Annotated in this window: 16 protein-coding genes and 1 tRNA gene; 9 read left to right on the top strand and 8 right to left on the bottom strand. The window is 69.0% G+C overall.

What is annotated here, in order from left to right:
• Nucleotides 1-9 precede the first annotated feature (9 nt).
• From OTERR_RS05010 to OTERR_RS04995, 4 genes are all read right to left on the bottom strand, one after another.
• On the bottom strand, nt 10-1461 hold the full coding sequence (locus tag OTERR_RS05010; RefSeq protein ID WP_054622016.1) for a sigma-54-dependent transcriptional regulator: 1452 nt from the start codon (nt 1459-1461) through the stop codon (nt 10-12).
• Nucleotides 1462-1624: 163 nt separating this feature from the next.
• Nucleotides 1625-5497: a bifunctional proline dehydrogenase/L-glutamate gamma-semialdehyde dehydrogenase PutA gene (gene putA / locus OTERR_RS05005; protein WP_149425046.1), complete on the bottom strand. Its 3873-nt coding sequence runs from the start codon at nt 5495-5497 to the stop codon at nt 1625-1627.
• 72 nt (nt 5498-5569) lie between these two features.
• Nucleotides 5570-6064, bottom strand: coding sequence for an Lrp/AsnC ligand binding domain-containing protein (locus OTERR_RS05000; RefSeq protein WP_149425045.1), 495 nt, complete (start codon nt 6062-6064; stop codon nt 5570-5572).
• 251 nt (nt 6065-6315) lie between these two features.
• On the bottom strand, nt 6316-6861 hold the full coding sequence (locus tag OTERR_RS04995; RefSeq protein ID WP_054622295.1) for a peroxiredoxin: 546 nt from the start codon (nt 6859-6861) through the stop codon (nt 6316-6318).
• A 164-nt stretch (nt 6862-7025) separates the two neighbouring features.
• Between OTERR_RS04995 and OTERR_RS04990 the strand changes: the two genes are divergently transcribed.
• From OTERR_RS04990 to OTERR_RS04960, 7 genes are all read left to right on the top strand, one after another.
• Nucleotides 7026-7100, top strand: a tRNA-Arg gene (locus OTERR_RS04990).
• A 291-nt stretch (nt 7101-7391) separates the two neighbouring features.
• On the top strand, nt 7392-9248 hold the full coding sequence (gene atzF / locus OTERR_RS04985; protein WP_149425044.1) for an allophanate hydrolase: 1857 nt from the start codon (nt 7392-7394) through the stop codon (nt 9246-9248).
• A gap of 46 nt (nt 9249-9294) precedes the next feature.
• Nucleotides 9295-10347 carry an ABC transporter substrate-binding protein gene (locus OTERR_RS04980; protein ID WP_082397286.1) on the top strand — a complete coding sequence of 351 codons (1053 nt, stop codon included), beginning with the start codon at nt 9295-9297 and terminating at the stop codon, nt 10345-10347.
• Between the two features lie 43 nt (nt 10348-10390).
• The gene (locus tag OTERR_RS04975; protein ID WP_223116003.1) at nt 10391-11164 is read left to right on the top strand and encodes an ABC transporter permease; all 774 of its coding nucleotides are present in this window, start codon (nt 10391-10393) and stop codon (nt 11162-11164) included.
• Entirely contained in the window at nt 11161-11985 is an 825-nt protein-coding gene (locus OTERR_RS04970; protein ID WP_054622293.1) for an ABC transporter ATP-binding protein, read from the top strand. Before OTERR_RS04975 ends, OTERR_RS04970 begins: the two co-directional genes overlap by 4 nt.
• 137 nt (nt 11986-12122) lie before the next feature.
• Nucleotides 12123-12839: a GntR family transcriptional regulator gene (locus OTERR_RS04965; protein ID WP_149425043.1), complete on the top strand. Its 717-nt coding sequence runs from the start codon at nt 12123-12125 to the stop codon at nt 12837-12839.
• Nucleotides 12840-12847: 8 nt separating this feature from the next.
• Nucleotides 12848-13330 carry a DUF2127 domain-containing protein gene (locus OTERR_RS04960; RefSeq protein WP_149425042.1) on the top strand — a complete coding sequence of 161 codons (483 nt, stop codon included), beginning with the start codon at nt 12848-12850 and terminating at the stop codon, nt 13328-13330.
• Here OTERR_RS04960 and OTERR_RS04955 read toward each other — a convergent pair.
• From OTERR_RS04955 to OTERR_RS04945, 3 genes are read right to left on the bottom strand one after another with little or no spacing between them, the layout of a single operon-like run.
• Nucleotides 13327-13806: a chemotaxis protein CheX gene (locus OTERR_RS04955; RefSeq protein WP_149425041.1), complete on the bottom strand. Its 480-nt coding sequence runs from the start codon at nt 13804-13806 to the stop codon at nt 13327-13329. The two genes, OTERR_RS04960 and OTERR_RS04955, sit on opposite strands and share 4 nt — an antisense overlap.
• Nucleotides 13806-14177 carry a response regulator transcription factor gene (locus OTERR_RS04950; RefSeq protein ID WP_149425040.1) on the bottom strand — a complete coding sequence of 124 codons (372 nt, stop codon included), beginning with the start codon at nt 14175-14177 and terminating at the stop codon, nt 13806-13808. Before OTERR_RS04950 ends, OTERR_RS04955 begins: the two co-directional genes overlap by 1 nt.
• On the bottom strand, nt 14162-16246 hold the full coding sequence (locus tag OTERR_RS04945; protein WP_187775310.1) for a type IV pili methyl-accepting chemotaxis transducer N-terminal domain-containing protein: 2085 nt from the start codon (nt 16244-16246) through the stop codon (nt 14162-14164). The genes OTERR_RS04950 and OTERR_RS04945 overlap by 16 nt, the downstream gene beginning before the upstream one ends.
• A 190-nt stretch (nt 16247-16436) precedes the next feature.
• Between OTERR_RS04945 and OTERR_RS04940 the strand changes: the two genes are divergently transcribed.
• Complete coding sequence (locus OTERR_RS04940) at nt 16437-17510, top strand: ChaN family lipoprotein (protein ID WP_149425038.1); 1074 nt, start codon at nt 16437-16439, stop codon at nt 17508-17510.
• 129 nt (nt 17511-17639) lie between these two features.
• On the opposite strand, the gene OTERR_RS04935 is transcribed toward OTERR_RS04940, so the two are convergent.
• Nucleotides 17640-19304, bottom strand: a complete 1665-nt coding sequence (locus OTERR_RS04935; RefSeq protein ID WP_187775309.1) for a methyl-accepting chemotaxis protein — start codon at nt 19302-19304, stop codon at nt 17640-17642.
• Nucleotides 19305-19521: 217 nt separating this feature from the next.
• Here OTERR_RS04935 and OTERR_RS04930 point away from each other — a divergent pair, with 217 nt between their 5' ends.
• Nucleotides 19522-20301: a spermine/spermidine synthase domain-containing protein gene (locus OTERR_RS04930; protein WP_149426436.1), complete on the top strand. Its 780-nt coding sequence runs from the start codon at nt 19522-19524 to the stop codon at nt 20299-20301.
• The last annotated feature ends 20 nt before the right edge of the window (nt 20302-20321 follow it).

Below are 20321 nucleotides of genomic sequence, written 5' to 3'. Positions count from 1 at the left end.
CCGGCACGGTCACACGCCCCAGGCGGCGCACTTGCGTTCCAGGGTCTTGCGCGACACTTCCAGCACCCGGGCGGCCTGGGACTTGTTGCCGTCGCACTGGGCGAGCACGGCCAGGATATGGCGCTTTTCCACCGCTTCCAGGGTCAGGGATTCCCCCTCCCCCACCAGCGGTGCGCTGCTGGCCGCCGGGCCGCCGGCCCGGGCGGCGGTAGCGGCCGGCGTACCGTGGCCCCCCAGGGTTTCCAGGGGAAAGGCGCCGAGGATGAGGGAGCGCTGCACGAAGTTCTTCAGCTCGCGCACGTTGCCCGGCCAGGGGTAGGCCGCCAGGGCCGCCGCCACCTCGGCGCTCACCTCCAGCCGGGGCAGGCCCAACTGCAGGGCGTAGTAGGCGAGGAAGTGGCGGGTCAGCAGGCCGATGTCCGACGCCCGGCTGCGCAGCGGCGCGATGTTCAGGGTCATCACTTCGAGCCGGTAGAACAGGTCGGGACGGAAGCGCCCGGCACTGACCTCGGCGGACAAGTCCTGGTTGGTGGCGGCAATCACCCGCACATCCACCGGCAGCTCCCGCTCCGAGCCCACCGGCCGCACCATGCGTTCTTCGAGCACGCGCAGCAGCTTGGTCTGGGCCGCCGGCGACAGTTCGCCGATCTCGTCGAGGAAGATGGTGCCGCCGTGGGCGTAGTAGAACAGGCCGTTGCGGTTCTCCTTGGCCCCGGTGAAGGCGCCCCGGACGTGGCCGAACAATTCGGATTCGATCAGCTCGGCGGCGATGGCACCGCAGTTCACCGGCACGAAGGGGCCGCTCGCCCGGGGCGACAGATTGTGCAGGGCCCGAGCCGCTACTTCCTTGCCTACCCCGGATTCGCCCTGGATCAGCACGGTGGACGGCAGGGGCGCGACCCGGTGGATGAGGGCTTTCAACTCCCGCACCACGGCGGAATCACCGACCATGCCGTCGAGTTCGCCGGAAACGTCGGCCCGCTCGCGCAGTTCGCGGCGCAACACGAAATTTTCCCGGGTCAGCTTGGTGCGCTCGAAGCAGCGGCGCAGGGCATTGACCATCTGGTCGAGGCGGAAGGGTTTGAGGATGAAATCCGCCGCCCCGGCGCGCAGGGCGTTGATGGCGGTTTCCATGTCGGCGAAAGCGGTGATCAGGATCACGTCGCCGGCGAACTGGGGGTTGCCCGGGGCTTTCAGCTCCTTCAACCAGTCGATGCCGGTCTTGCCCGGCAGGGAGATGTCCAGCACCAGCACGTCGTAGTGCTGCCGGGCAATCAGCTCGGCCCCCTCCTCGGCGCTGCCGGCGGCGGCGAAATTGCAGCCCCGGGCGGTCAGCGCCCGCTCGAGAAAGGCGCGCATGCCGGCCTCGTCATCGACCACCAGGACGGAAAAGCCGGACCAGGGCGCCGCCGGGGGGAGCAGAGGCGGCGCGGCGGCAGGAGCGAGGGAATCGGCGTTCATGGCGAGGATCGGGGAGAAGGCAGGCAGGGGGGAAGGATTCAAGCATGGGGTGAGACATTTTGTCCATGCGCATCACCGCCTCCTCCCGGGCTCGCCCCGGCACGAGTCCGTTGCGGCTCCGCCATCCCTGCCACCGGCCGGCAGCGGGCCGCGGACGTAAGGCTCACGCCCCCAGGGCCATCAGGGCGGCGTTGCCCCCGGCGGCGGCGGTGTTGATGCTCACCACCCGCTCGGTCACCAGCCGGTAGAGCGGATAGTCGCCCGCCTCGTCCGGCCCCAGCACCGGCACGATGGCCCCCGGCCAGGCCGCCACGGTCCGGCGCCAGGCGCCCAGGAATTCCGGGGGGCCCTCAACCAACAGGGCGGCCAGTCCTGGCGCTTGGCCGGCCATCGCCGGAGATGCCTGGGGTTCCAATGCTGCCGAGGGCTCCAGCGTCGCCACCTCCACCCGGGCCAGCAACGCGGCGGGCAAGCGCGGGCGCAGGGCCCGGGCCGGGGCGTTGTCCGCCAGCACCGCGACGTTGCCCGTGGCCAGCACCGCCGCCAGTTGAACGAGCAGGCCATCCGCCGTGGCCGCCACGCAGCCGACCCGGCCCCGGGGGACAAAGCTCAACGTATTGGCTTCGCCGGTGGGGCCGGGCAGCTCCAGGCGCCACGGCAGCAGCGACAGCGCCAGGTAGCGGCGGCAGCGCGCAGGCAAGGTTTCCGCAACCGCGGCGTCCGGATGCTCGGCACTGTCCGCACTGTCCGCACCATCTGCGCCGATGAGCCCTTCCCTCCCCCCAGCCCCCCCTGCCGGCTCCGCCGGCAGAAGGGACTGTCCCCAGGCCGCCAGCGCCTGGCACGGCGCCAGGGCGGAATCGTCCCGGCGCGTGACCCGCACCGCCGCGCCGTGGAGCAGGCTGGGCGCCACCTGGCGGGCGCCGCCCAGCCGCTGCAGGTACAACGGCCCGCCCGCCTTGGGGCCGGTGCCGGAGAGCCCTTCGCCGCCGAAGGGCTGGACCCCGACCACGGCGCCGACGATGTTGCGATTGACGTAGTGGTTGCCGGCGCGCACCTGACGGGTCAGCGTCGCCACGGTGGCGTCGATGCGGCTGTGCAGGCCGAAGGTCAAGCCGTAGCCGGTGGCGTTGATGGCGGCCACCAGCTGGGGCAGTTCCGCCGCCCGGTAGCGCAGCACGTGCAGCACCGGGCCGAACACTTCGCCAGGCAACCGGTCGAGGCGGTCGATCTCGATCAGGGTCGGCGCGACGAAGGTACCGGCGGCACATTCCGGGGCGAGGGGCAGGCGCACGACCGGGCAGCCGGCGGCGGCCAGTGCGGCGACGTGGGCCTCCAGCCGCGCTTGGGCCTCGGCGTCGATGACCGGGCCGATGTCCCGGGCCGGGTCGGCCGGATCGCCGCAGGCCAGCTCCTGCAGGGCGCCCGTGAGCATGGCCAGCAGCGGCGTGGCGATCTCGTCCTGCAGGCACAGCACGCGCAGGGCCGAACAGCGCTGCCCGGCGCTGTCGAAGGCCGAAGCGAGCACATCCTGCACCACCTGTTCGGGCAGGGCCGAGGAATCGACGATCAGGGCGTTCTGCCCGCCGGTTTCGGCGATCAGGGGCACCTCGCCCCCGCCACCGCGCCGGGCCAGGCTGGCCTGGATCAGGCGGGCCACCTCGGTGGAGCCGGTGAACACCACCCCGGCCACCCGGGGATCGGCCACCAGGGCCGCCCCGACGGTTTCGCCGGGGCCCGGCAGCAGTTGCAGCACGTCCCGGGGGATGCCGGCCCGGTGCAGCAACGCCACTGCCGCCGCAGCCATCAGGGGGGTCTGCTCGGCCGGTTTGGCGATGACCGGATGGCCGGCGGCCAGGGCCGCGCTGATCTGGCCGACGAAGATCGCCAGAGGGAAATTCCACGGGCTGATGCACACCACCGGCCCCGCCCCGTAGGGCGCCCAGGCCTCGGCGGCAACGGCTCCGCCGCGCAATTCGGCGGCGTAGTAGCGGCAGAAATCCACTGCCTCGCGCACCTCGGCGACGGCGTTGCCCCAGGTCTTGCCGGCTTCCCGCACGGCCAGGGAAAACAAGGCGGGGCGCTCGGCTTCGAGCAGGTCGGCGGCCCGGTCGAGCAGGATGTCCCGGGCCGCCGGAGCGGTCCCGCGCCACCTCGGGGCCGCAGCAGTGGCGGTGGCCAGGGCCCGTTCCACCTCGGCAGCGCTGGCCTCCCGCACCTCGCCGACGACCTCGTCGCGGCGGGCCGGGTTGCGCACTAGGTGCACGGGACCCGGGGGCGCGCCTTTCTCCGCCAGGCAGGGCGCGGCCTGCCAGCGCCGGCTTTCCAGCTGGCGCTGGGCCAGGGCGGTGGCGGCCAGCTCCCAGGGACTGGCCAGGTCCAGCCCGGCCGAATTGCCCCGGCGATGGGCCAAGCCGGCAAACAGGGCCGCCGGCGCCACCACCCCGGGATGGGGCAAGCCCCCGGTGGTCTGAACCGCGAGCAACGGGTCCGCCACCAGCTCGGCCACGCTCACCGCCTCGTCCACCAGGCGGTGCACGAACGACGAATTGGCGCCGTTTTCCAGCAGGCGCCGCACCAGGTAGGGCAACAGGGTCTCGTGGCTGCCCACCGGGGCGTAGATGCGGCAACGGCGCGCCGCCCCGGCCACCCGGTCGTAGAGGGTCTCGCCCATGCCGTGCAGGCACTGGAATTCGTAGTCGTCCCGATCGCTCACCTGCAGCCGCTCGGCCAGGGCCGCCACGGCGGCCACGGTATGGGCGTTGTGGGTGGCGAACTGGGGATAGATCCGCCCCTCGGCGGCGGCGACAAGCAGGCGCCGGGCGCAGGCCAGGTAGGCCAGGTCGGTGTGGGCCTTGCGCGTATAGACCGGGTAGTCGGCCAGGCCGTCGACCTGGGCGCGCTTGATCTCGCTGTCCCAGTAGGCCCCCTTGACCAGGCGCACCATCAGCCGCCGGCCGTGGTGGCGGGCCAGCTGGATGAGGTAGTCGACCACTGCCGGGGCCCGTTTCTGGTAGGCCTGGACGACAAAGCCCAGGCCGTCCCAGTCGGCCAGGGCCGGGTCGGCGGCCAGGGCGGTGAACAGGTCGAGGGACAGGTCGAGCCGGTCCGCCTCTTCGGCGTCGATGTTGAGGCCCAGGTCGTAGTGGCGCGCCAGGGCAGCCAGGTCGCGCAGCCGGGGCAGCAATTCGGCCATCACCCGGTCGCGCTGGAGGGTGGTGTAACGGGGGTGCAGGGCCGAGAGCTTGATCGAGATGCCCGGCCCGGCCGTGGCGCCGCGGGGCCCATGGGCCTGGGCGGCGCGGCCGATGGCGTGGATGGCGGCGGTGTAGGCGGCGGTGTAGCGCCCGGCATCGGCGGCGGTCAGGGCGGCTTCGCCGAGCATGTCGTAGGAGTGGGCATAGCCGCGCCCCTGGGCTTCGCGGCTGCGCTCCAGGGCCTCGGCGATGGTGCAGCCAAGGACGAACTGCTGGCCGAGCAGGCGCATGGCGAAATCGACACCGCGGCGAACGAGGGGCTCGCCGCCCCGGGCGATCAAACGGGTCAGGGCGCCGCTGAGCGCCCCGGTGCCGACCGGGGCAATCAGCTTGCCGGTGATCATCAGCCCCCAGGCCGCGGCATTGACGAACAGGGACGGGCTGTGGCCCAGATGGGCCTGCCAGTCGCCCCGGCCGATCTTGTCGCGGACGAGGCGGTCGGCGGTGGCTTGGTCGGGGATGCGCAGCAAGGCCTCGGCCAGGCACATCAGGGCGATGCCTTCCTGGCTCGACAGGGAGAACTCCTGCATCAGGCTGTCCACCCCGCTGGCACCGCTGCGCTGGGCACGCACCGCCGTCACCAGGGCCTCGGCCGCCACCGCGATGGCCGGGCGCAGGGGCGCGAACACCGGGCCGGCCTCGGCAGCCAGGGCGGCGACGCAGGCCGCCTCGTCGCGACGGTGCAGGGCGGCGATGGCCTGGCGCAAGCGCTCCAGGTCGGGGGACGAAGGCGCCGTTTGGGGCGTGGCGGCCGGGGGCGGGGAAGGGTCGGCAGGCATGGCGGTCTCGGTGGCAGCGACGAGAGTGGATGGCGGTGGTCGGCGTGGAAGGAGTTGGGCCCGGGAGCAACCTCAGGTGCCGCGACGGGCCTGGGCCTTGAGGGGGTTCAGGCCGAGCAGGGACGATTCCTTGACCACCTCCATGACCGGGTAGCTGTGGGTTTCGCGGATGCCCGGCAGGCGCGACAGGACATCGCCCAGGAAGATGCGGTAGGCAGCCATGTCGGGCACCCGCACCTTGAGCAGGTAATCGAAGCTACCGGCCACCATGTGGCATTCCTGCACTTCGGGAATCGTTACCACGGCGCGGCGGAAGTCCTCGAAGGCGCGCTGGGAGGTGCGGTCGATGGAAATCTCGATGTACACCAGCAGGCCCAGGCCGAGCGGCTCGGCGCTCAGCCGGGCGGCATAGCCGGCGATCACCCCGGCGGCTTCGAGGGTCTTCACCCGTTCGACGCAGGGCGTCGGACTGAGGCCCACCTTCTTGGCCAGGGCCACGTTGGTGATGCGCCCATCCTGTTGCAGGGCGTCCAGGATGGCGAGGTCGATAGTGTCGAATCGGGTCATGGGCAGGAGGTGACGACCATGGATGGAGGGCGATCGAGCATCGGCGCGGGGCCCAGTAACAGGGCCGCGATTGGGCGGGAAATCCCGGAAAAATCGCGCCCGTGTCGCACTCAAAATCTATCGCTGCGTTTTTTCCAAATCAAAGCTGATTCAACTTATTTTTAGACCATTAACAGCGTCTTTCACCAAACAAAAGGGCACCCGAAGGTGCCCTGGGGGCGTGGGATGGCAACGAAATGGAAGACGGCGCCTCAGTTGCGCCCGGTCAATTGCTTGAGGTCGGCGATCACCTCGGTGCTGTGCTTCGAGGTATCGACCTTGAGGTAGGTCCGGGCGATGCGCCCGTCGGGGGAAATTAGGAAGGTGTAGCGCTTGGCAAACTTGAACACCACCCAGTCGGCGTAAGCGCCATAGGCCTTGGCCACGGTGCCGCCGACGTCGGCGAGCAAAGGAAAAGGCAGCCCGTGCTTCTTGGCAAAGGCGGCGTGGGAGGCCGAATCGTCCACGCTCACCCCCAGCACCTGAACACCCAGGGCCTGCAATTGGGCCCAGTCGTCGCGAAACTGGCAGGCCTCCTCGGTGCAGCCCGGGGTGTCGTCCTTGGGATAGAAGTAGAGCACCACCCAACGGCCGCGGAAGCTCTGCAACGCCACCGGGGTCCCCGCGGCATCGGGCAGGATGAAGTCCGGCGCTGGATCGCCACTTTCCGGCGCACGGGGCGCCTTGTCGGCTGCGGCGACGCGAAAGGCGAGGAAGACGCCGGCCAGAACGACCAGGGCAAGAATGAGGGGTTTCATGACAAAGTCCGGTCAGCGGTGAAAAGGTTCAAGGGCGGTTCGGGGGCGGTTCGCGGTCGTCTCCAAGAAAGGACCGGTGCCACCCCCGCCGGTTCCCCGGCCGCGGCATTTTGCCCGGCTGCCCCGCGCGGCTACAATACGCGCCGCGTCGGTCTCCGGCTTCCCTCTCCGTAGTTCAATGGATAGAACGAGCGCCTCCTAAGCGCTAAATACAGGTTCGATTCCTGTCGGGGAGACCACGCCCCTACCCCACACCTCATCCGCCTCCCCCCCCCCCGCATTACCCCGTCCCGCGCCTCACGGCTGTGCCGCCCCACGCCTCAAGGCACCATGTCGGTGCGCCCGCGACGTCGGTGGGCCCCCTTGCCCACAATGGCCACCAGCATTCCAAACCATGCCGAATGGTTTTTAAAAAACATAACCATATGAAATAAAGGCAGAAGCCGGTCCAGCTTACTTTCCTGACCGCAACCTGGCATCCGGTTTGCTGTGTGTTCCTCACGATCTTGTATCCAAGTGAGGATTCACACATGTCCACTACCTGCTTCCCCTCGCCCGGCTGGACCATCACCGACTGGCAAGCCGCCTACCGCAGCGGCCGCCTGCAGGCCCGGGATGTCCTGACCGCCCTGGTGGCCGCACATGCCAAGGGGGCCGCCGATACGGCCTGGATCAGCCGCCTGGATGCCGCCCGCAGCGACGCCCTGCTCACCGACCTCGACGCCCGGCTCGCCGCGGTGGACGGGGATCTGAGCCGCTTGCCGCTGTACGGCATTCCCTTCGCTGCCAAAGACAACATTGATGTGGCCGGCTGGCCGACCACCGCCGCCTGTCCGGAGTTTGCCTACCAACCCGCCACCGATGCCACCGTAGTGGCCCGGCTGCGCGCCGCCGGGGCCCTGGTGGTGGGCAAGACCAACCTGGACCAGTTCGCCACGGGTCTGGTGGGCACCCGCTCGCCCCACGGCGCGGTGCCCTGCGCCTTCGATTCGCGCTATGTCAGCGGCGGCTCCAGCTCCGGCTCGGCTTCGGTGGTGGCCCGGGGGCTGGTGCCCTTCGCCCTGGGCACCGATACCGCCGGCTCCGGCCGGGTGCCGGCCTCGTTCAACAACATCGTCGGCCTCAAGCCGACCCGGGGCTGGCTAAGCAGTCACGGCGTAGTACCGGCCTGCCGCACCGTGGATTGCGTTTCGGTGTTCGCCCTGACGGTGGAGGACGCCCTGCTGGTGGCCGATATTGCCGGGGGCTACGACGCGGCCGATGCCTACTCCCGCCCGGCCCTGGCAGCCGCAGCGGCCGCCGCCGCCCCGATCCGCCTGGCCGTGCCCGACACCCTGGAGTTCTTCGGCGATGCCCGGGCTGAGGCCGCCTTCCGCGCCGCCATGGCGCGCTGGCAGGAGCTGGGAGCCGAGATAGTGCCGATCGACTTTGCCCCCTTCAGCGAACTGGCCGCCCTGCTTTATCAGGGCCCCTGGGTGGCGGAGCGCTTCGCCGCCGCCGAGATCCTGCTCGCCTCCCGTCCCGAGGCGGTGCACCCGGTAGTACGGGGCATCCTCGAAGGAGCGGTGCGCTACTCCGCCGCCGACGCCTTCAAGGCCGAATACCGGCGCGCCGAACTGGCCCGCACCATCCAGGACGCCCTGGCCGGTTTCGACGCCCTGCTGGTGCCGACCGCTCCGACCCACTACACCATCGCCGCGGTGGAGGCCGACCCGGTGGCCCTCAACTCGCGCCTCGGCATCTACACCAACTTCACCAACCTGGCCGACCTGGCGGCCCTGGCCCTGCCCGCGGCCCTGCGCGACGACGGCCTGCCCGCCGGCATCAGCCTGATCGGCCTGGCCTGGTGCGACCATGCCCTGGCCCGCCTGGGTGCCCGCTGGCAGGCCGGGTTAGCTTTGCCCCTGGGCGCCACCGGACGCCCCCTGCCGGCCGAGCGCCTCCCGTTGCCCCCCGCCGCCCCGGCCACCATCCGCCTGGCGGTGGTCGGCGCCCATCTGTCGGGCATGCCCCTCAACCCCCAGCTGACCAGCCGGGGCGCCACCCTGGCGGAACGCTGCCGCACCGCCCCCGACTACCGCCTCTATGCCCTGGCCGACACCGTGCCGGCCAAGCCGGGCCTGGCGCGTACTGAGGCCGGTGGCGGGGCTGCGATCGAGGTGGAGCTGTGGGACGTGCCCATCGCCGGCTTCGCCACCTTCGTCGCCGAGGTGCCACCGCCCCTGGGCATCGGCACCCTGACCCTGGAAGACGGCCGCCAGGTGAAGGGCTTCATCTGCGAACCCTGGGCCCTGGCCGGGGCCCGCGACATCACCGCCTACGGCGGTTGGCGTGCCTTCCTAGCCGGCACGGCCACTGCGGCGCCAGCGGCTTCACTCGCTGCCTGACCCCTTTCCCGCTTTCACCTTCGCCTCTCTCCCGAAAGGAACGACCATGAAGACCATTGCCTCCCCCGCTGCCAATCTGGCCCTCGACCTGGATGCCGCCACGCCGCTCCAGCCTGGCCGCCGCCGCTTCCTCGGCCAGGCCGCTGCCCTGTCGGCCCTGGCCGCCAGCGGCCTGAGCCTGTCCACCCCGGCCCTGGCGGCCCCCGGCGACAAGATCACCATCGGCTATTACCCGATCGTCGGCGGCCTGCCCCTGTACGTGGCCCTGGAACGGGGCTTCTTCAAGGAAGCCGGGCTCAACGTCGAGGGGGTCAAGTTCGCCAGCCCGCAGCAGATCGGCGAGGCCATGGTGGCCGGCCGCATCCAGGGCTCGGCCAACGGTACCGCCACCGGCATCCTCGGGCTGGCCGAGCTGACCTCCCCCAACCTGCTCAAGATCATTTGCTCCAACCCATCCAACCACAAGCTGGTGCTCGACGAGTTCCTAGTACCCATGAACAGCCCGGCCAAAAGCATCGCCGACCTGGCGGGCAAACGCATCGCCACGGGCCCGGGCATTCAGAACGTGACCCTGACCAAGATCATTCTCGAGAAGAACGGTTATCCCAACGCCAAGGTCACCGAGTTGCCCGTCGGCCAGCACCTGGCCGCTCTGGCGGCGGGGCAGGTGGACGGGGTCTATGCCCTGGAACCCACCGGCACCATCGGCCGGCTGAAGGGCATGGCCCGCACCCTGGAAACCGGGGTGATCTCGAAGTACGTGCTGGGCAATGCCGAGGCGCCCTGGTTTGGTGGCGCAGCCACTCTCACCACCGCCTTCCTCAAGGAGCGTCCGGCGGAAGCACGCAAGTACGTGGCGGCCTACGCAAAAGCGGTGGAACTGATCCTGGCCAAGCCGGCGGAAGTGCGCCAGCACCTGGACGGTTTCACCGGCATCGAGGAGGCCCTGGTCAAGGAAGTGCCCCTGCCCGGCTTCGTCATGCACAACCAGTTCAAGCCGAGCGACCTCGATTACTTCCAGAAGTACTTCGACGTGCTGGCCGAACGCAAGATCTTCTCGGCCCCGCTGGCGGTGAAGCCCCTCATCTACCAGGGTTGAGGCCGCCCCCGCCGTCCCGCCCCCATTACCTGTGAGAACCATCATGACCCTCATGACATCGCCCCTGCGCCAACGGCTGTTGCCCGTGATCGGGCCGCTCCTGCTGTTTGCCGTCTGGCAACTGGCCGTCAGCGCCAAGTGGATCAACCCGATCCTCCTGCCGCCTCCCGGCGACACCCTCGGCCACCTGGTGACCATCCTCGGCAACAACAGCCTGACCCCGGACCTGGGGGCGACGGTGTACCGCACCCTGGTCTCCTTCGGTATCGCCGCGGTGATCGGGGTGCCCCTGGGAGTGGCCCTGGGCAGCAGCGAACGGCTCTACCGCAGCGTCGAGTTCGTCATCGACTTCTTCCGTTCCACCCCCTCGTCGGCCCTGATCCCGCTGTTCTTGCTGATCTTCGGCATCACCGACGTGAACAAGATCGCCATCGCTGCCTTCGCGGCTGTGCTGGTGATCCTGTTCAACAGCGCCTACGGGGTGATGAACGCCAAGAAGACCCGGGTCATGGCGGCCCAGGTGATGGGGGTCTCGTCCTGGCACGTGTTCAAGGACGTGATGCTCATGGAGAGCCTGGCCCAGACCTTCGTCGGTCTGCGTACCGGAGTATCCATGGCCTTGGTGATCGTCATCGTCGCCGAGATGTTCATCGGCTCCGAGACCGGCCTGGGCCACCGCATCATCGACGCCCAGCAGGTGTTCAACGTCAAGGACATGTACACCTCCATCCTAGTCACCGGCGCCCTGGGGTACTTCCTCAACCTGGGCTTCCTGCTGATCGAAAAGAAGATCGTCCACTGGAGCGGAAAAGCATGAACCAGCTCGTCCATCCCTTCGCACCAGCCCCTGCGCTGGCGCCCCTGGCGGTGCAGCCCGCAGCCCCCGGCACCCACGTCACCATCCGTGGTCTGAAGAAGTCCTTCGCCGGCCACCCCCTCTACTCCGGTCTCGACCTGGACCTGCCCCGGGGACGCATCGTCTCGGTATTCGGCCCCAACGGCTGCGGCAAATCGACCCTGATGAACATGGTCGCCGGCCTGATCCCCATCGACGACGGCGAAATCCTGTTCGACGGCAAGCTGCTCAAGGACACCACCATCGGCTACGTCTTCCAGAACTACCGGGACGCCCTGTTCCCCTGGCTGACCGCCCGGGACAACATCGCCTACCCGCTGATCCGGCGCGGCATGAAGAAGGCCGAGGTGGAGGCCCGGGTCGAGGAGTTGATCGCCCAGTTCGAGATCCGCTTCGACCTGTCCCGCTATCCCTACGAGCTGTCAGGCGGGCAGCAGCAAACGGTGTGCATCATGCGTGCCCTGGCGCCCAAGCCGGAGGTGATGTTCCTCGACGAGCCCTTCTCGGCCCTGGACTTCGAGATGACCCTGTTCATCCGCGACAAGCTGCAGGAAGTCCAGCTGGCTACCGGGGTGACCATGCTGATCGTCTCCCACGACCTGGAGGATGCGGTGTTTCTCGCCGACCAGATTCTGTTGCTGACCCGCCGGCCCACCAGCATCGCCGAGATCGTGCCCTTCGACCTGCCCCGGCCGCGCAGCGCCGAGGTGATGAGCCACCCCGAGTTCGTCCGGGTCAAGGCCCACACCCTGGAGGTATTCAAGCGCGAGATGAACGCCTGATCCGGCGGCGGCGCGGGGAGGCCGGCTCGTACTGCCTCCCCCGCTACGCCGGGTTGGCGTAGGCTTACCCCAAAGGCATCGCACCAAGACGCTGCCAGCCCTCAGGCATTGCCCGACCCATTGCCCGGAATCCAACCATGGAAGAGACGACATCCCGCCCCGCGGCCACCGGCCCGCGTCCCCGCCCGGAGAACCTGGCCGAGCGGGTGTATGCCCGGATCAAGGACGACATCGCCGACTTTCGCCTGCTCCCAGGCGACCGCTTTACCGAAAGCGAGGTGGCCGCCCGTACCGGCGCCAGCCGCACCCCAGTGCGCCAGGCCCTCTACCGCCTGGAGCGGGAAGGCCTCCTCGCCGTGCATTTCCGTAGCGGCTGGCAGGTGCGCCCTCTCGACTTCGACCACTTCGACGCACTCTACGACGTACGCATCATTCTCGAACAGGCGGCCCTGCGCCGCCTGTGCGACCAGGCCGGGCCTGCCGACCCGGCCGCGCTGGACAGCCTCAAGGCCGCCTGGCTGGTGCCGCCCGAGGAACGCCTCGACGACCACCAGGCGGTAGCCGACCTGGACGAGGCTTTCCACAGCGGCCTGGTGGCCGCCGTCGGCAACCCGGAGTTGGCGCGCATCCACCGCGAGGTGACCGACAAGATCCGCATCATCCGTCGCCTCGACTTCACCCAGGAGCCGCGCATTGCCGCCACCTACGACGAGCACGGTGCCATCCTGCGCGCCGTGCTTCAACGTCGTGCCGCCGATGCCGAGTACCTGATCAAGGCCCACATCGATCTGAGCAAGCAGGAGGTGCGCAAGATCACCCTGCATATGCTGCACATGGCCAGGCGCCGCGATTGAGCCCCTCCATGGAGAGCCCCCTGCCGCGCGGCCTGCGCGCCATCGCCGCCATGGAAGCGTTCAAGGGCGCCCTGGTGCTGCTGGCCGGTTTTGGACTGCTTGCCCTGGTGCATCGCGATGCCCAGGCCCTGGCCGAGGCGCTGGTCGGGCATCTGCACCTCAACCCGGCCCGGGGCACGCCCCGGATCTTTCTCGCCCTGGCCGCCGATCTCACCGACCAGCGCCTGTGGGGCCTGGCCAGTCTGGCCAGCGCCTACGCCGGCCTGCGCTTTACCGAAGCCTACGGGCTGTGGCGCGGTCGGGCCTGGGCCGAATGGCTGGGCGCGGTGAGCGGCGCCATATACGTGCCGATCGAGGTCTATGAGCTGGTCCACGGGGTGTCGTCGCTGAAACTCGTCACCCTGGCGGCCAACCTGATCGTGGTGGCCTACCTGGTGTGGGCGCTGCTGCAACGGCGGCGGCCCGCCGCCCCGATGGCCGGGATCCGCTAGCTGCGCCGGTCGAGGCGCACCACCAGGTCGGCCTGGTAGCCGTACCAGGCCAGGGGAATGGCAAAAGGCAGGCTGGTGAAGGTTTCCGCCGAAGGAGCGGTGGCTACCCGGCCGGGAAAGGCGATCGGCACGGAGATCTCCAGGCCTTCGCCAAAGTGCCGCCGGGCGCGGCCCGATAGGGTATTGGCGATTTCGCCGACGATGTCGGAATGGCGCTCGTCGGTAAACACCTGCTCGCCGGCCAGGAGCAGCACGTGGGAGAGCATTTCCCGGGGGGCAGAAAAACACACCGAGCCCCTGTAGCCGCCGGTCACGTTGATCAGGCCGTTGAAGTCGTTCCACAGGGCCGGCTCGCCCGAATCGAGCAGGTAGGCCGAGCGCACCAGGGCAGCCTCGCCGGTGGTGACCTGGAAATACTCGACGAGGGCCTGGGAGAACACCTCGATGTCCTCCGCTTTCAGGTCGCGGTGCAGCATCAATCCATCAACTCCGTCAGGGCGCAGACGAGATCCTCGTCCTTGAAGGGTTTGTGCAGAAAGCCGTGGGCGCCCTTGAGCAGGGCGCGCAGCGCCGTGGCCTTGTCGGAGAGGGCGGAGACCACCAGGATGCGGGTGTCCGGCAACTCGGCAGCAATGGCCTCGATGCAGGCCTCGCCGTCCATGTGCGGCATGGTCAGGTCCATGGTGACCAGATCGGGGCGCTTGGCCCGGGCCAGCTCCAGGGCCTGGGCGCCGTCGCCGGCCAGGGCGACGATGGCCAGGCCAGCCAGGCGGCCGTCGCTGCACAGGCGGGCGATGCGGTTGCGGACGATCATCGAGTCATCCACGATCATCAGTTGACGGGGCATGGGGCTTTCAGCAGCAGGGTGAATTCGGTGAAGGCGTTGGGCCGGGAGCTGATGCGCAGCCGCCCGCCCAGGGCCGTGAGGGAATCGCGCACCGCCGCCAGGCCATCACCGCGCCCGGCATGCAGGTGGGCTGCGTCCAGGGACGAGAAACCCGGCTGGAAGATCATCGCCAGCACCGCGTCGTCGCGCATCGCCGCTGCCTCCTGGGGGGTCTTCAGCCCCGTTTCCACCAAGCGGCGGCGCAGCCGCTCGGGCGACAGGCCGCGGCCGTCGTCGCGCACCGTGACGGTGTAGTCCCCGGCGCCGCCCTCGCCCCCCGCGCTGGCCGCCACCTCGATGCGGATCGTGCCGTGGGGCGCCTTGCCCGCCTGGCTGCGTTCATCCTCGGGTTCGATGCCGTGCACCACCGCGTTGCGCACCAGCTGGGGCAGCACTTCCGCCAATAGCCGGCGCAGGGCGGTGGGAATCGACGGCAGGGGCGCCGCCGCCACTTCCAGGCGCACCTTGCGGTTGAGATCCTCGGCGATACGCAAGGCCAGGCCTTCGATGGGCTGGAGCAGCCTCGCGAGGGACACCGGGGCCGCGGTCCGTTCCGTCCCGCTCGCTTCCGGCCGGGCAAAGCGGCGCACCCGCGCCAGGATCGCCTCGACCCGGGTGACCTGTTCGAGCAGCTCGCCGACCGCCACCGCCACCGGGATCAGGTCGTCGCCGGCCAAGTCGCGGCGGCCACGCAGGTCGGCCAGCACGTCCTCGAAGGCATGTGCCTGGCGTTCCACGGTGGCCAGGCCCAGGGCCCCGGCCTCACCCTTGAGGGTATGCACCAGACGAGCGATCTGCCCGGCCAGTTGGCCGTAGGCCGGCGCCGTCGGACGCACGCCCTGGAGCTCCCGGTTGATGGTATCGATACGTTCCCGGGCCACCCCCAGGAAATCCGCCACCTGGGCCGGGTCCTGGTCGAGCACCTGCAACAGCAGGCCGATCTCGCTCTCGGCGCGGGCCTCGGCCCCGGCCAGTTCCCGGGCCAGCAGCACCTTTTGCGTCACGTCGAAAACCGTCACCAGCAGGGCGCCGACGTGCTCGCCGGCACGCACCTGGTCGAACTCGAAGGTGAGGAAGCGGGGGCCGCGGCGCTGGCCGCCCAGGTCGCGCACCTCCACCTCGTGCAGCGGGTTGAGCTGGGCCACCAGGGAGGGTTTGACCTTCTTGTTGAAGAGCAGGTCGATGAAATCCCGGGCCGCCTCGGCATGCTTGGCGTCCACCAGCTGGCCGAGCAGGGCGGCGAAATCCTCGCCGCCATCGAGGGGACGGCCGAGCAGGGTCGGCAAGGAGGCAGAGCGCTGGCTGCCGACCCGACCGTCGCGGGAGAGCAGGAACAGGCCTTCGCGCACGGTCTGGAGGATTTCCGCCGTCTCCTGGCGGGCCGCCTCGGCCTGCCGGTCGCTGGCATTCAAGCGGCGCAGGAACTTGAAGACGATGAACAGGAAATTGAGGAAGGCCAGGCCGATGGCGACGATCTGAATCTGGCGCATCTGGGCCGCCTTGGTCAGGGCGGTCTGTTCCAGGTATTCGGTCAGGTCGGCGGCCTGCTGCATCAGCCGGGTGTTGCGTGCCACGGCCATGGTGGCGGCCGGGGCGATGTCGTTCATGCCGGGTGCAAGGCTGCCCAGCACCGGCGCCACTTCCCGGTCGATCGGGCGCCAGGTCTTTTCCAGAGCATCGAGCAGTTCCCGCCCTTCGCTGGCGGCGCTCCCCTCCCCGGCGGATTGGCCCGCCACCAGCTTGGCCAAGGCGGCATTGAACGCCTCCCGGGATTCGGACAGTTGCGCCAGGCTGGTCTGGGTCGGCAGTTCGTCCCGGGTTTCCTGCTGCAGAGTGAGCAGCGCCTTGGTCAATTGCTGCGACAGCATGCGCAGTTCGCCAGCGGTGTTGATGCGGGCGGCGTCTTCCTCGATCTGGCGCGAGGTGACCACGTTGAAGGCCAGCACCCCCATGTCCAGGATCAGGAACAGGGTCACGGCGAGCATCAGGTCCCGGTACTTGCCGAGCAGGTGGGCGGGGCGAAAGACCATGAGGGGCATTCCTCGAAGAACCGGCAACGCGGTCGGGGGCCCCGCATCTTGCCCGGCGCGGGTTACGGCGCCGTGACAAAACAGCGCCCCCGCCCGCCAGGGCCCGGCTTAGAATCTGCTCACGCGCCCCGCCGTACCGCACATCGGGGTTTTGCTCGCGCCACCGCCGCCCTTCTTCGCCAGGTCTCCGATGCCCGCTCACCACCCCGCCCTCCGCGCCAGCCCCCTGCGCCGACCAGTTCCCATCCGCGGGGCAGAAAAAATCCAGTGCTTCGCCCTGCTGGCGGCCCTGGGCGTAGCCTTTCTCCTGCCGGCCCCAGCCAGTCAGGCCGCCGGCGGAGCGGCGGCGGCCACGCCCCAGGCCGGCGCCCCCCAGGTCGGCCCCGAGCTGATCTGGGATACCCGGGCCCGCCGCGCCCTCAGCCGGGCCGAGCTCGACGCCCTGCTGGTCCGCAGCCCCTACGTACTGCTCGGCGAGGTTCACGACAACCGGGAGCAGCACCGCCGCCAGCGTGATCTGCTGGCCACCATGGTGGCGGCCGGACGCCGTCCGGCCCTGGTGATGGAGCAGTTCGACAGCGAGCATCAGCCAGCCCTCAACGCCATCCAGCAACGCCCCGGGGTCAGCGCCGAGTCGCTACGCGCAGCCGGCCACTGGTCGCCCGGTTGGTCCTGGCACGACTATGCCCCCCTGGTGGCCCTGGCCCTGGATCACCGCCTGCCGATCCGGGCCGGCAACGTTTCCCGGGAGCGGGCCAAACCGGTGACCCGCCAGGGCTTTGCCGCCATTCCCAAGGAAGAACGCCAACTCCTGGCGCTGGAAACGGGCTGGAGCCCCAGCCAGGAGCAGGCCCAACGGCAGGAGGTCGCCGATGGCCATTGCGGCCAGCTCGACAGCGAAGCCGGCCGGCAACTGGCGGGCCGTCTGGCGGCGGTGCAACGCTGGCGCGACGGCATGCTGGCCGATGCCCTGCTCGACAGCCCCGCCGACGAAGGCGGTGCCGTCGCCATCCTGGGCAACGGCCACGCCCGGCGCGACCTGGGGGTGCCGACCCGGATCGTCGCCCGGGGCCTGCCCGCAACCGCGGTCCTGGCCGTGGGCCAGATCGAATGGCGTGACGGCGCCAACGCCCTGGCCGACTATCCGGAAGCCCGCCCGGAACGCTACGACGTGGTCTGGTTTTCCCCTCGGGAGGAACGCTCCGATCCCTGCGCCGCCTTCATCATGCCCAGGCCGGCAACGAATGACGGCACCAAGCGCTAGGCCGGCCACGGCGCGGAACAACCAATGAAAAACGGGGGCCTCGGCCCCCGTTTTTCATTGCGGCCGGGGCGAACTGCCACCGGCCGGTTGTTGCATCACCGCCTGATGCGTACGTCGTGAGAACAATCCTCAGACCTTGAAGCGGGCGATGGTCTGGCTGACTTCCTCGGCCAGGTGATCGAGCTGCTGCGCGCCGGTGGAGGTGTTCTCGCTGGCGGCGTGGTTCTCGTCGGTCATCTGGGCGATGGACTCGACGTGCTTGGCGATTTCCTGGCTGGCGGCGCCCTGCTCCTTGAGGGCGTTGCTGATCTCGGTGACCGCATCCACCACCTTCTGCACCGCCTCGCGGATCTCGGCGATGCGACTGCCGGCGTCGTTGGCCAGGGTCTGGCCCTCATTGACCTGGCTGACCACCTGTTGCATCTCGCTCACCGCGCCGTTGGCGGCCATCTGGATCTTGCCGATCAGCTGACCGATGTCGCCGGTGGACTTGGTGGTGCGTTCGGCCAGTTGGCGTACCTCGTCGGCCACCACGGCGAAGCCGCGCCCGGCCTCACCGGCTCGGGCCGCCTCGATGGCGGCGTTGAGGGCCAGCAAGTTGGTCTGGTCGGCGATTTCCTTGATCACCTGGACCACCGCGGAAATCTGCTGGGATTCCTGTCCCAGGGTTTCGATCACCCGGGCGGCCTCGCCCACCGATGCGGCGATGCCCTGCATGCCAGCCACGGTTTCATCGATGATGCGGCCGCCCTCGTTGGAGATGTCGCCGGACTTGCGCGCCAGGTCCATGGCGGCGCCGGAATTGTCGGCCACCAGGTTGATCGAGACGGTCATTTCCTCCACCGCCGCGGCCATGCTCGACGTGGAGCTGCTCTGGTTGGCGGAGCTGAGGGCCACTTCATGGGCGGCGTTGGCCACGGTGCTGACCGAGCCGCGGATCTCGCCGACGTGGCTCTGGATCTCGCGCAAGGACTCCTGAACGTTGCCGATCAGCTTGTTGAAGGCGCCAACCATGACGCCGATCTCGTCCTGGCTGCTGACCGGGATACGACGGGTGAAGTCGTTGTTGGCGGAAATGCTTTCCACCACCTCCTGGGTCGCCTTGAGCGGGCCCATGATGGCGCGGAACACCGAGAAGCTGACCAGCAGCAGGATCACGATCCCGACGGTCACCACCACGATATCGGTGGTCTGCATCCGCGCCGCCATTTCTTCGGCCGCCTTACCCTGAGCCTCGGCGTTGTTCACGTTGATCTTCACCAGGGCGTTCAGCTTTTCTTCCGCCTCCAGGTAGAGCTTGCCCTGACCTACCCCAAGCTTGTGGAAATCGGCAAACAGGGCCCTGTACTCGGCCTCGCTGGTGCTCTTGGACAGCGCATCCAGAATCACATCGCGCTTCTCGCCACCGGCCTTCCAGGTATTCCAGCTAGCACGGAAACTGTCCCAGGTCTTGCGCTCCTCGTCGGTCATGGGCAGGGCCGCATACTTGGCCAGCGCATCCTCGGCACGCTTCCACGCCGCTTTTTTCATTTCAAGGGACTTGGCGATTCCCTCGCGCGCACGGTCGGAAAACTCCCGCTCCCAACCGGACGCTTCGACAGCGCGCCGGGAAATATCGGTCTGGGCCTCGCTGGCCACCAGCAACTGAATGGCCGAGGGCATGTAGTTGCTCGCCACTTCCTGCAAGCCATTCTCGGTCTGCTTGGTCCCGTACAGACCGGTCCCCCCCACCAACACCAGCGCCAATACGCCACTGACGATAAGTAAAAGTAATTTCTGTTTGATAGTCATCATTGGCCTCGGCTCAATCCATCCCTCTGAGTTATTTTGTGCCCCTAAAAGAGCAGGCACGAATTCTATGACTTTTGTCAGAGATTCTGACTTTTCTTCCCACAATCTCGGTGAAAAAAACCTATGGGACAATGCTGCCCTGCCTGCCAGGGGAAAGTCCTGGTTCCGTCTCACCGCTCCTTCCTTTCCTGCCATGCTGCGCCGTTCCCCTGACTACGACCTGAACCACCCCATCGACGTAAGTGAAACCGCCGGAGTCCGCTACCTCCACTTCGGTTCGGACTGGGTTCAGGGCGCCATGCGCATCCGCCGCCCCTACGATCTGGAGCTGGCCTATACCCGGGAAATGATGGCGGGCCTGTTGTTGCGCGGCGAAGGCGAAACCTGTCCGGACACGGCCGGGGGCTGGCCCCGCTCGGTGCTGCAGATCGGCCTCGGTGCCGGCTCCCTGACCCGCTGGCTGCATCACCACGTGCCGGGGGCCAAGCTGACCGTGGTGGAGATCAACCCGCGGGTGGTGGCCATGGCGGCGCACCTGTTCAAACTGCCGGAGGAATCGGAGCGGCTGGAGATCGTCATCGCCGACGGCGCCGACTTCATCGCCGAGGCCACCCGGGCCTGGGACTGGATTCTGGTGGACGGCTTCGACCCGGACGCCCGCACCGGCCGGCTCGGCGACGAGAGCTTTTTCGCCGGCTGCATGAAGCGCCTGACCCGGCGCGGCCTGCTCACGGTGAACCTGCTCGGGCGCAATAGGGGCTTCATGGGCAGTGTCGAGCGGCTGCGCAACGCCAGCGCGGGGCGCGCCCTGGTCTTTCCGTCCTGCGACAGCGGCAACGCGGTGGCCTTTGCCGCCACCGGTGAGCCTCTCGCCGAGGCCATGGCCGATCTGCGCCAGCGCGCCCAATCCTTGAAGACCGCCACCGGGCTCGATTTACTGCCCACGCTGACCCGGCTCGAACAGGCCGGCAGCCTGGTAGGCGACGCCCTGGTGTTTTAAGCCCCAGGCACTAGCGCGGC

This window comes from Oryzomicrobium terrae (genome assembly GCF_008274805.1).
In the GTDB taxonomy this organism is placed as follows: Bacteria; Pseudomonadota; Gammaproteobacteria; order Burkholderiales; family Rhodocyclaceae; genus Oryzomicrobium; species Oryzomicrobium terrae.
Note: the sequence above shows the minus strand (reverse complement) of the source record. Positions and strands in the feature narration are given on the sequence as shown.

Bases quoted from the DNA above. Each gene is read 5' to 3' on its own strand.
- OTERR_RS04970 (WP_054622293.1), top strand. From the start codon at position 11,161: ATGAACCAGCTCGTCCATCCCTTCGCACCAGCCCCTGCGCTGGCGCCC.
- putA (WP_149425046.1), bottom strand. From the start codon at position 5,497: ATGCCTGCCGACCCTTCCCCGCCCCCGGCCGCCACGCCCCAAACGGCG.
- OTERR_RS04935 (WP_187775309.1), bottom strand. From the start codon at position 19,304: ATGATGACTATCAAACAGAAATTACTTTTACTTATCGTCAGTGGCGTA.
- OTERR_RS04945 (WP_187775310.1), bottom strand. From the start codon at position 16,246: ATGGTCTTTCGCCCCGCCCACCTGCTCGGCAAGTACCGGGACCTGATG.
- OTERR_RS04960 (WP_149425042.1), top strand. From the start codon at position 12,848: ATGGAGAGCCCCCTGCCGCGCGGCCTGCGCGCCATCGCCGCCATGGAA.
- OTERR_RS04940 (WP_149425038.1), top strand. From the start codon at position 16,437: ATGCCCGCTCACCACCCCGCCCTCCGCGCCAGCCCCCTGCGCCGACCA.
- OTERR_RS05010 (WP_054622016.1), bottom strand. From the start codon at position 1,461: ATGAACGCCGATTCCCTCGCTCCTGCCGCCGCGCCGCCTCTGCTCCCC.
- OTERR_RS05000 (WP_149425045.1), bottom strand. From the start codon at position 6,064: ATGACCCGATTCGACACTATCGACCTCGCCATCCTGGACGCCCTGCAA.
- atzF (WP_149425044.1), top strand. From the start codon at position 7,392: ATGTCCACTACCTGCTTCCCCTCGCCCGGCTGGACCATCACCGACTGG.
- OTERR_RS04995 (WP_054622295.1), bottom strand. From the start codon at position 6,861: ATGAAACCCCTCATTCTTGCCCTGGTCGTTCTGGCCGGCGTCTTCCTC.
- OTERR_RS04950 (WP_149425040.1), bottom strand. From the start codon at position 14,177: ATGCCCCGTCAACTGATGATCGTGGATGACTCGATGATCGTCCGCAAC.
- OTERR_RS04955 (WP_149425041.1), bottom strand. From the start codon at position 13,806: ATGCTGCACCGCGACCTGAAAGCGGAGGACATCGAGGTGTTCTCCCAG.
- OTERR_RS04980 (WP_082397286.1), top strand. From the start codon at position 9,295: ATGAAGACCATTGCCTCCCCCGCTGCCAATCTGGCCCTCGACCTGGAT.
- OTERR_RS04965 (WP_149425043.1), top strand. From the start codon at position 12,123: ATGGAAGAGACGACATCCCGCCCCGCGGCCACCGGCCCGCGTCCCCGC.
- OTERR_RS04975 (WP_223116003.1), top strand. From the start codon at position 10,391: ATGACCCTCATGACATCGCCCCTGCGCCAACGGCTGTTGCCCGTGATC.